The 9,300-nt window shown below is 60.2% G+C and carries 6 protein-coding genes; 3 read left to right on the plus strand and 3 right to left on the minus strand.

Annotated elements, in window-relative coordinates; all coding sequences use genetic code 11:
- Positions 1-852: 852 nt before the first annotated feature.
- From cmr4 to GF399_11440, 3 genes are read left to right on the plus strand one after another with little or no spacing between them, the layout of a single operon-like run.
- Positions 853-1,851: a type III-B CRISPR module RAMP protein Cmr4 gene (cmr4, locus tag GF399_11430; protein MBD3400923.1), complete on the plus strand. Its 999-nt coding sequence runs from the start codon at positions 853-855 to the stop codon at positions 1,849-1,851.
- Entirely contained in the window at positions 1,851-2,228 is a 378-nt protein-coding gene (locus GF399_11435) for a hypothetical protein (protein MBD3400924.1), read from the plus strand. The genes cmr4 and GF399_11435 overlap by 1 nt, the downstream gene beginning before the upstream one ends.
- A complete protein-coding gene (locus GF399_11440; GenBank protein ID MBD3400925.1) occupies positions 2,225-3,121 on the plus strand; it encodes a hypothetical protein in 897 nt (298 codons plus the stop codon). Before GF399_11435 ends, GF399_11440 begins: the two co-directional genes overlap by 4 nt.
- Positions 3,122-4,155: 1,034 nt before the next feature.
- Here GF399_11440 and GF399_11445 read toward each other — a convergent pair.
- The 3 genes from GF399_11445 to GF399_11455 form a co-directional block, all read right to left on the minus strand.
- Complete coding sequence (locus GF399_11445) at positions 4,156-5,991, minus strand: 2Fe-2S iron-sulfur cluster binding domain-containing protein (GenBank protein ID MBD3400926.1); 1,836 nt, start codon at positions 5,989-5,991, stop codon at positions 4,156-4,158.
- A gap of 44 nt (positions 5,992-6,035) precedes the next feature.
- Positions 6,036-7,730, minus strand: coding sequence for an NADH-quinone oxidoreductase subunit NuoE (gene nuoE, locus GF399_11450; protein MBD3400927.1), 1,695 nt, complete (start codon positions 7,728-7,730; stop codon positions 6,036-6,038).
- Between the two features lie 1,185 nt (positions 7,731-8,915).
- A complete protein-coding gene (locus tag GF399_11455) occupies positions 8,916-9,089 on the minus strand; it encodes a hypothetical protein (protein MBD3400928.1) in 174 nt (57 codons plus the stop codon).
- Positions 9,090-9,300 lie beyond the last annotated feature (211 nt).

The following is a 9,300-nucleotide window of genomic DNA, read 5'->3' on the forward strand; positions in this document are numbered from 1 at the left end:
CGACCTTTCCCCGGTGCGTTTTCGGGTCCTTCTGCCACTCGAAGCCGCATCGACTTGCGTGGACCGGGCGATTGGAGCATGGCGCGAACAATTTGCCCGTGTTTGGGACCGGCTGCCACTTCGAGTTGGCGTTGTGGCCTTTCCTAGGATGACGCCGTTTCAGGCCGTGATAGATGCGGCGCGGACCATCGAAGATGATCTGGACAGGATCAAGAAATCCGAAACCTGGCGGGTGACGGGATGCGAAACACGGGAGGGCGTCACCAGCCTTAGCCTCAAGTCTCTTGATCATCCATATGAGCTTCTTAAAACCATACCCATCGGACTCCCCGACGGACGGGATGACGTTTTTTATCAGTACCTTGCTGTGGAAGACAAGCAGGTCCGTTTTCCGCTGGATTTCCAACATCCCAAAGGGCAGGTTTTCAGGCATGTGAAAGACTTGCGATCCGGGGATGGTGTTCGCGTTTATCCCTCGCTCACCACCACTCTCTTCATGGATAGCACGGCAAGGCGGTTCGAACCGTTGAGTCGTAGACAACTAACGGAATGGCTGCGGATGAGAGATCTCTGGAGACTGATAGACCGGTACGCAGCAAGCCAGACCGCGCTTCGCAGCGCATGGTCGGTAATTGTCGAGCGACGCGGGGCCTGGCAAGAACCGGATGGTACATGGATCGCGGGAGGGAAGACGGCCTGGCTCGATCTGGCCCGCGCAGTGTTCCATGAACGTCTGGGTGCTCGAGGCGCTTGCCTTGAATCTTTGGTGCAAGCCGCTGGGGACGGACTCCTGGATTGGTGCCTTGAATGGCACATGAGCGTACTAAAAAAGCAAGTATCAGGAGGTGACCGATGTCAGCAGAACCTCGGAGTTATGAAACATTTTCTTTTAGCGGTGTGGCGCTTGATCCCATCCATGTAGGCACTGGTGGAACCCGATTGGGCCGGGTGGATAACACCATCGTGCGCGATCCGGTTACGCGGATACCAAAGATTCCGGGTTCGAGCATCGCGGGAGTCATGCGAGCATACACGGCCATGGCAAAGGAGAAATACCCCAACTGCGCGGGTCTTGGTCAGCCGGAGCGCGATGGTGCGGGCGGCCATTGTGGAAGCGCCGATTGCCCTGTGTGCACCGTGTTCGGTTTTGCCAAAGGGATAGGCTCCAGCGGTGGGTTCGCGGGACTGGCTGCATTCAGCGACATGCATGTGCTGCTCTTTCCCGTGGCATCGCAATTGGGGCCGCAGTGGATCACCTGTCCAATGGCATTGCGGCAAACCGGCATCGCCAAACCCTCAGAACTGGGCGACCTGCCTGAGCAGCAGGTCCTTTACCGCAAAACGGACGGGGCGGAAGCTCTGCCATCATTGAATCTCGGCTGGCTGTTTTTGCAGGTCAAGACAGATTGGCAGCCACTGGAGGAGATTGCTCAAAAGATAGAAGAGCTGGGGATACCAGGTTACATTACCAGCCGCCTGGGTGTCGTTTCCGACAAGCTGTTCACCCACATCGTGAACAGCAACCTCGAAGTACGGACCTCGGTCGCCATCGATCCGGCCACCGGCGCGGCTAAGAAAAGGGCGCTGTTCACCTATGAAGCTCTGCCTCGAGGCACAGTGCTTTTTTGGGAGGTAACCTGCCGTAATCCAAAACACTTTAAGATCAATGGGGGTAATAAGGTGGAGGCGGTCGGCTCACCAGGGGGGGTTAGAGATGTCGTTACTAAGGCCCATCCATATCTGGAGCATCTCGGTATCGGTGGCATGGGAAGCCGGGGCATGGGACGACTGCGTGTGCTGGAAACGACGAAGCCTGACGATGCGGATAAGTCAGGGAAGGAGGACAAGTAATGGATGCTCCGACCTTCGAAAACCTGGACCTTGCTTGTGCCAAGCGGGGTAAAGAAATCGCAAACAACTCTTCGGATGACCTGGAAAAAGTGATTACCGATGCCCTGTCTGTGCTGGAAGAACAGGGTCTTTATGCTCTGTTTCTTTTTCTAAAAACGCAAGGCAACGGGGCCGAGTATGTCAAGCAGAAGATTTCTAGCTTCCTGAAAAAGACACCACGGCAGGCTCCGTTACTTTCTGACAATGGCGACGTCTTTGACTCGCTTCAGCAGATGGGCAAGGATCTAGACAAGCTGCTGCTGGCTCGTGATCTGGTCCGGCAAACACTCGTCTACGCCCGCTATCACGCGCGAGTGCCGCAAAAGAGTGAGGTGTGAACATGACCTGGACGGCACTTCGCTGGGTCTGGCGACTGGAAGCGCCGCTTTTCGTCGGCATACCTCCGGCAGGGGCCTTGAACCGCTGTCGACCCTATGTCCCGGCGCGTACGCTTTGGGGTGCTGTGACCGCTGAGATATCTCGATCAAGTAACGGCGACAGCTTTCCGGATTACCGCAAACGTGGAGAGGAAATCAGGGAACAATGCCGCTTTACCTACCTCTTTCCCGCCGAGAAAAGGGGCGACAAGGTCCTGGCTTGGAGGCCGTTATTCAGGAAGAAAGGCCTCCAATGGTGCTGCAACGGCGGCGAGGAATATCTGTCTGACCGTGACTTCAGACGTCGTCTGATGGGCTCCCGACCCGGCACCGCAATCGCTCCCGAATCGTACTCGGCGTCTGAAGGCACTCTCCGGGAAACAGAATGTATCAATCCCTGGTGGCGTGATTCCAACTGTCAGGAGGAAACGAGCGCCGTGCTGCTTTTAGGGTACGTCTTCCTGAGAAAAAACGGCTTTCGGAGTCAGTTGGACAATATCGACACCCTCTTTGTCGGAGGTGATACCAGATACGGTCATGGGAGAATAAGCCGTGTGGGGGGGCATAAAGAAGCTGGTGACGTATCTGTCTTCGGGAAACCGATTCATCGGGATAGAGAGAATCCCGGAATACAGAGTGACATCATTTGGGGACACGCCTTGGAAGGTGACTGGCAAAAAAAACAGATGATTCAAGGAGAACAAGAGCTTCTTGGCGGCTGGAACCAAGGTAGCCCGTGGAGAGGGAAACTAACGTGGGCTCCCGGCACATTTCTGACAGAGTCAGCGGTCTGGTCGATAGAAAAAGATGGATACTGGAAGCATCAAGACAAAAATAGGCGAGAAAGGAAATGACCAAGCACATTAAGCCTTTGTTCGCCATCACCAACCGGATCACCGCCGAACGCATCGAACGCACACAGTGAGTTCATTGCACAATCGTCGATGTAGGATAAGACAGATGGTGGGTCCAAGGAATAATCTGAGAAGCTGCTTTGGTCCGGGAGGATTATATCCATCAAGCCCCGCATCCCGCTGATGCGGTCGTTCGACGAGCGGAGCCACAGCTACTTGGGATATGTGCTTCGGGTTGACGGGACAATTGGAGATGAACTCGGCGAAGTCATAGTCGCCATGGGAAAGGCTGCACAAGCGAAGCACCGTTTCCATGCAGGCATGGAAGCAAGTGGACAGGCGGTTCCGGTTCCTGACCCGCGGTTTGAGACGGCCGGATTCTACAAGGCAAGCGGTTTGAAGATACTAAAAAGACGCCGATGGTTATCCCCCGGTTGGCTCAGCGCTTTACGGAGTGCCGCCCGACCTGGAAACCTATCGCAGCCGTGGGCATCGGCGTTAGGACATCCGGACTTATGACGCCAAGTGCACGACCTGTATCTGGGGCTGTCAAATGCCGATGGGGATGATCATCGATCACTGGAATCCCTCCGAGGGAGGCTTTCGATGGCCCCATTACACAAAACCGGCGCGGGAGGGAACTAACGCAAGGCCCCGGCACGCGTTCTTGCCCGCAGACCTCCCGCCGAAGGGAGGTCTGCGGAACGCAAGAACCGTGACGGGGCCGGGCGGGGGCAGTGGAGGTTCGTCGCAAGACGAAACCCCCGGACCGGGGGAGGGCGGAGCGGGGCGGCGAGCCAGTCGAATACCCCAATGCCTTAACATAGACTATTGACCCCGTAGGGTCGGGTCATCAGACCCGACCGCGTTTTCGTTAACGGGCGGGACTAAAGTCCCGCCCCTACATTACACGCTTTCGCGGCGGGTCGCTTCAGGTGATTCAGCAGCCGGGACCGCCCAACAGGGAACAACAATTGAATAACGGGGTCTCCCTGGGGAGACCCCGTTGGTGTTGCCGTACGCTCGCGGAACCCCTAGCTCATCCGGGTGCCGCGGGGGACGTAGTGGGTGTGCAGGTACTTATGGCTCTTGTGACCGCAGGGTCCGTCGGTGAAGTATTCCTTGTAGAGCTTCTGGACGACGGGGTTGTCGTGGCTCTTGCGGTACTCCATGACGTGGTCCTCGGCATAGATGGTCTGGGCCCGTTTCTCGCGGATTGCCGGTGAGGTGGGGATGGGCTGACCACCGCCGCCCAGGCAGCCGCCGGGGCAGGCCATGATCTCGACGAAGTGATAACCGTCGAGTTCGCCGCGGTCGAGCATCTCGATGACCTTGCGGGCGTTGGCGGTGCCGTGAGCCACCAGCACCTTGAGGGTCGCGCCTTCGAGGAAGGCCCAGTCGCCCTTGGCGCCCTCGATGGGCAACTCGGCCAAGCGGATACCCTCCATACCGCGAACCGGGGTGATGTCCAGCTCATCGAAGGGAACCTCGTTGCCGGTGACGATCTCGTAGGCGGTACGGATGGCCGCCTCCATCACACCGCCGGTGGCGCCGAAGATGATGCCCGCGCCGGAGCCGAGACCGACGGGATCGTCGAAGTCGCTCTTGGGCACGTTGGGGAGGTCGATACCGGCCTCCTTGATCATCTTGGCCAACTCGCGGGTGGTCAGGGCGTAGTCGACGTCCTGGAAGCCGGAGTCGGTCATTTCGGGCCGCTGGGACTCGTACTTCTTGGCGGTGCAGGGCATCAGCGAGACGCTGACGATGTCCTTGGGGTCGATGCCCGCCTGCTCGGCGTAGTAGGTCTTGATGATCGCGCCGAACATCTGCTGGGGGCTCTTGCAGCTCGAGATGTGGGCCAGCTTGTCCGGGGCGTTGTGTTCGACGAACTTGATCCAGCCCGGGGAGCAACTGGTGAACTGCGGCAGGGCGACCTCTTCCTTGTCGACGAGGGCCTTCTTGAGGCGCAGCAGCAGCTCGGTGCCTTCCTCCATGATCGTCAGGTCGGCGGTCATGTTGGTGTCGAAGACCTTGTCGAAACCGCAGCGCTTGAGGGCGGTGTTGAGCCGCTTGGTGACGCTGACGCCGGGTCCGAGGTCGAAGGCCTCGCCCATGGCGGCGCGGGGCGCCGGGGCGGTCTGGATGACGACGTGCTTGGTCGGGTCGTCGATGGCGGCCCAGACGTCGTCGGTGTAGTCCTTCTCGGTCAGCGCGCCGGTGGGGCAGCGGTTGATGCACTGGCCGCAGGCGACGCAGAGGGTGTCGATCAGCGGCTTCTCGGCGTAGCTCTCGATGTGGACGAGTTCGCCGCGGTCGACCTTGACCAGGGCGCCGATGTCCTGCAGCTCGCCGCAGGTGCGCACACAGCGGAAGCAGCCGATACACTTGTTCATGTCGCGCACGATCGGACCGTCGGCCTGGAGTTCGAAGGGCCCGAAGTCGGGGCGCGGATAGTTGAAGGTGTCGATGCCGTAGTCGGCGGCCAGCTCCTGCAGCTCGCAGGAACCGTTGCGCTTGCAGGTGTAGCAGTCGCCCCAGTGATGCCCCAGCAGCAGGTCCAGGGTGTGGCGGCGGGAGCGGCGGATGCGCGGCGAGCTCGTCGTCACGTTGATCGGCCGCTCGATGGGGAAGGCGCAGGCGATCTGCAGGGTGCTGAAGCCCTCGACCTCGACGACGCAGATCCGGCAGGAGCCGGAAACGCTCAGGTCGTCGTGGTAGCAGAGGGTGGGGATGTGGATGCCGAGTTCACGGGCGGCCTGGAGGATGGTCGTACCGACCTCGACCTCGGTCTCCCGCCCGTCGATGGTGAGCTTGACCATCTCGGCGGCCCCGGTCTTGGCGGCCTCTTTGGTGGCGCTAGGTTCGGCCATTGTCAAATGCTCCTTTCGGGGAGAAAAGGTGGTCTCTGAACCGGCTAACCTTCGAGCCGGCCGAGGAGGTCGTCACGGTAGTTCTCGACGACGGCCTGGAAGACGTTGGGGGCGGTCTGGCCCAGGCCGCACTTGCAGGCGTCGTACATCGAGTCACCCAGGTTCATCAGGCGGTTGAGGTATTGCGTCGGGCAGACGCCGTCGCGCAGCATCTCAAGCCCTTCGAGCAGGCGGCTGCAGCCGTAGCGGCAGGGCACGCACTGCCCGCAGCTCTCGTCGACGAAGAACTCCATCACGTTGATGGCCGTTTCGAGGATGTCGCGCTGGGGGCCGACGATCTTGACGGCGCCACCGGAGGGGGTGTCGGAGCAGCAGATGCGCCGCTCGGCGAACTGGTCCCGCGGCACCAGGGTGCCGGAGAAGCCGCCGACCATGACGGCCTGGGCCTCCTCGCCGCCGACGAGCTTGAGCAGCTCTTCCACGGAGATGCCCCACTCCAGCTCGTAGATGCCCGGCTTGCAGCAGTCGCCGGAGACGCTGAAGACTTTGGTGCCCTTGGTGCAGTCGGCGCCCAGTTTGTTGAACCATTCGGCGCCTTCCTCGATGATCCGGGCGGCGGCCAGGAAGGTCTCGACGTTGTTGACCGTGGTCGGTTTGCCGTAGACGCCGTTGACGACGGGGAAGGGGGGTCGGTTGCGGGGTTCGCCGCGGCCGCCCTCGAGGCTCTCGATCAGGGCCGATTCCTCACCGCAGACGTAGGCGCCGGCGCCTTCGCTGACGGTGATGTCGTAGTTCAGCCCGGAGCCGAGGATGTCCTTACCCAACAGGCCGCTCTCGCGCCGCGCGGCGAGGGCTTCTTCGATATGGGTGCGCAGGAACTCGTATTCGCCGCGCAGGTAGAGGAAGCCGTGCTCGGCGCCGATGGCGTGGGCGGCGATGGTCATGCCGTCGAGGATCGGATCCAGGTACTCGGAGAGCAGCAGGCGATCCTTGAAGGTGCCGGGCTCGCCCTCGTCGGCGTTGCAGACGACGTACTTGACATCGCCCTCGGCGCTCCGGGCGAAGGTCCACTTCTTGCCCGTGGGGAAGCCGGCGCCGCCGCGGCCGCGCAGGCCGGAGTCGCCGATGATCTCGATGAGCTCTTCGGGCGTCATCTTCAGCGCTTTCTTCAGGCCCTCGCTCTTGTCATCGGCACCCTCGAGCAGGGGACCGGCCTGGCGCAGGTTGTGCTTGACGATGTCCGGATCCTGGGGCGGCAGATAGCCGCGGCGCAGGTCGGCGACGATCAGTGAAACCTTGGCCGGGGTCAGCTCGGTGTAGATGTTATCGTTGACCATCATCGCCGGACCCTGGTCGCACATCCCCATGCAGGAGGTGTACTCGAGGGTGAACAGGCCGTCCTCCGTGGTCTCGCCGAACTCGATGCCCAGCTCGTTCTCGAGCTGGCGGGCGACGCGGCGACTCTCGTTCAGCTCGCAGGACAGGCTCTTGCAGAGCCGGATGACGTACTGGCCCAGGGGCTCATCGGAGAGGAAGTGGTAGAAGGTGGCCACGCTGTAAACCTCGGACTGGCGCAGCCCGAGCACCTCGGCGACCTCTTCGATGGCTTCCTCGGAGATATAGCCGAACCGGCGTTGCAGCGTCTTCAACACGGGTATCAGGCTGGACCGCTGGCGGCCCAGACGTTCAGCGGTGCTCTCGATCTCCTCGCGCATCCGCTGGCGGTCAAGGGTGAGCATTAAAGCGCCTCCTCGGGGGGTTGGAAGGGGGACAGAAGCCGGTAGAGTTCGTTCTCTGTTTCACAAAGCGGGCCCAAAAACAGGCCGGGGTCCGGTCTCGATAAGAGGACGGCAAGTCGCCGCTCCCGCGCGACCAGGCCGGCGGAGCGGCAGAGCTGCGTTACCATGGCGTCGTGTGGCCTCTGGCTCGCTAGACGGGCTCGTGCTCCCCCGCGGCGACCAGCGATGTCGCGGCGGCCGGGAAGCAAGAATGGCCGGGTCTCAACAAGCGTCAATCACCGTATTCTTAACACGCGCCCGGCGGTCTGTCAATCATTTCACAGACTTCTCCGGTAAATGATATTAACTTGCGATAAGTCGCCGGCCACCGGCCGGCATCCTGAAGAAACGGGTTTCAATCCCGCCCGCGGTTTATCCTCGCCATCGCCGGGCCGGAGTTACAACGAAGTCGTAACTCCAATGCTGCGAAGCAGCACCGGCACCAGTTTCTTGCACGCGCAACGAACCCTGGGTCGGGTTCGTTGCGCAAGAAATCCGCCGGCCCTCTGTCGTGGACGGTTCTCACCCGTCTGACGCTAGGCAAAGCGGGTAGCTGGGGGCAGCCGCCCCTACGGGTTTCTCAGTGGTGTTGGCGCGCCTCTGGGTGGGTCGGTGGTTTGCTGCGGGTTTGCAGGCTCCGGTTTAGAGGGCTAGCGAAACGTGTCGGGTTCGGGAGAGGGCGGGACACATTAAAAGGGATGGGATACCTTAACGCTCATGGATCATCATGTATTGTGATATTCTTGTAGTCACGAGAGTTACCAGGATGCTATCTTGCCACAAGTAAAGTAAAGGAGGCGCTGTGGCAGATGGCTTAAAGAGTAATTTCGACAGGCATGTCAAGTGTCCGAAGTGTAACTATCGCTATCAGTAGAGGTTTGGCGACGGGCGGCGGAAGTGCGAGCGCTGTCGAAAACGCTTCACCTATAAACCGTCTCGCCGTGGGCTTTCAGAAGAAGAGCGTGAATTGATCGCCGAGCTGTTGTGGCTTGAAGTAACCGCGGCCCGAGCGGCCAACAAGGTCGGCGTCCATCCCAACACATTCGGCAAGTACTAGCGCATCGCCGCCGCTCGAGAGGCCGAGCTGGGCTCGAGCGTCTACTCCGACGGCTGACAGACCGATAACAAGCTGTCACTCAACGGTTTTCACCATAAAGCATCAACACTGACAAGGCCCTGGTCAATGGCAGGGTGCATATCAAGGGCCTCGAGAACTTCCGGGGCTATGCCAAACGACGGCGAAAGGCCCACCACGGCGGTTTCAAGCGCAACCTCAGCCTGGTTATCAGGGAGATGGAGTTTAGCTTCAATCAACAGCATCAGTATCGATCCCGGCAGGCTAGATTACCCCAACAGCAGCCAGACTGGTCCATGATCGTGTGTTCCCAAAGGGATTATCACCTGATTATGACCAAGCGCGCAGTCTGCTCCCGAGGTGCTTTAGCGCGTTTTCGGCGTCTCGATGGTTGAAGCTGATCCACCTTTCAGGAACGACCTTTCAGGGATGACCTTTCAGGGATAATGAGTCCGA

The sequence above is a fragment of the Candidatus Coatesbacteria bacterium genome, assembly GCA_014728225.1.
Lineage (GTDB): Bacteria > RBG-13-66-14 > RBG-13-66-14 > RBG-13-66-14 > RBG-13-66-14 > WJLX01.